Consider the following 1,410-nt stretch of genomic DNA (forward strand, 5'->3'; position numbering starts at 1 on the left):
AGTCCACCGTCCGGTCGAGATCGGCGACGTCGACCAGCGGCATCCGGTCCACCATCCGGCGGATCCGCTCCTCCCCGACCACGCGTCCAAGCGCGTAGAGGCCCAGCGCGCCGAGCAGGGACCCGAGGGTCGTCCAGATCAGCGCCGACGCCAGCGTGAAACTGCCGAGTCCGGCCGCGAATCCCGCGAGCGGCAGGATCACCTCACTGGGCAGCGGCGGGAAGAAGTTCTCGAGCGCGATCGCCAGGCCTGCGCCGAGACCGCCGAGCCGATCCATCAGCGACAACACCCATCCTGCAAGCCCGTCGGTGGGAACGTTCGGTCCGGGCGGTACGGCGGCGATGACGATCGGGCTCACCACTCCACCCTAGGCAGGCCGGTCAGTCCGGCTCGGCTGCCAGTTCCCGCAGCAGGTCCCGGGTGCGCCGCAACGACGCGCGCGGATCGTCCCCGACCGGGAACGGCGCCGCCCACACGTCGGTCACGCCGGCGGCGACCAGCGACCGCAACTGAGCCCGCACCGACATCTCGTCCCCGACGACCGCGACATCGGCAGGCTGCGATGCGCCTGCGGCCTCGAGGACGCGGCGGTAGGCGGGCACCGCGGCGTAGGAACCGGCGGTCCCGGCGCAGGCGATCCGGGCCTGCGCCACGTTGTCGTGGACCGCGACCGGCAATCCGGCGACGACACGCGGCGCGGGCCGTCCCGCCTGCTGCGCCGCGGCGTGCAGGGCGGGCACGATCCGGGACTCGATCACCGGCGCCGACGCCATCCACAGGATCGTGCCGTCGGCGTGGCTGCCCGCGACCCGCAGCATGCGTGGCGACATGGCCGACAGCAGCACAGGCACCGGATGCGCGACCGGGGTCATGCGCCCAGCGCTGCGCGTCGTCCACTCGGTGCCCCGCACGTCGACGTCGTCACCGCGGAGCAGGGCCGTGACGATGCCCACGTACTCCTCGGTGTTCGTGCCGGGCCGGTCGTAGGACAGGCCGTAGACGTCGCGGACCGAGGATTCGTGCGACGGGCCGAGCCCGAGGGTGAGGCCGGGGCGTCCCATCGCCTCGGCGGTCGCGGCCACCCGATTGGCCTGCAGCAGCGGGTGGCACGGGTAGGTCTGCAGCACTGCCGTACCCAGTTCGATGGCGGTCGTGGCCCGCCCCGCGACCGCCATCGCGGCCAGCGGATCGCCGAGCACACCACTGGCGAACCACAGCGACGCGAATCCGTCCGCTTCCGCCTGCTGCGCCTGCCGGACCACCTTGTCGGTCGACGTGGCGCCGCCTGTCAATCCGATTCGCATGCAATTCCTTTCGCCGACTTCGAGGAATACACGAAAATCCCCGCGGACGGCACCCGTTCTCACCCGCACGCACCAGTGGCCGCCGACACACCGGTCGCCCGCACCG

At 72.3% G+C, this 1,410-nt stretch carries 2 protein-coding genes; both read right to left on the reverse strand.

What is annotated here, in order from left to right; genetic code table 11:
* On the reverse strand, nucleotides 1–277 hold a 277-nt coding region (locus I0Q12_RS28090), incomplete at its 3' end, for a DedA family protein (RefSeq protein WP_374068812.1).
* A gap of 103 nt (nucleotides 278–380) precedes the next feature.
* A complete protein-coding gene (locus tag I0Q12_RS28095; RefSeq protein WP_197256810.1) occupies nucleotides 381–1,304 on the reverse strand; it encodes a TIGR03564 family F420-dependent LLM class oxidoreductase in 924 nt (307 codons plus the stop codon).
* Between the last annotated feature and the right edge of the window lie 106 nt (nucleotides 1,305–1,410).

This window comes from Rhodococcus sp. CX (assembly GCF_015865005.1).
Taxonomy (GTDB): Bacteria; Actinomycetota; Actinomycetes; order Mycobacteriales; family Mycobacteriaceae; genus Rhodococcus.

Bases quoted from the DNA above. Each gene is read 5' to 3' on its own strand.
- I0Q12_RS28095 (WP_197256810.1), bottom strand. From the start codon at position 1,304: ATGCGAATCGGATTGACAGGCGGCGCCACGTCGACCGACAAGGTGGTC.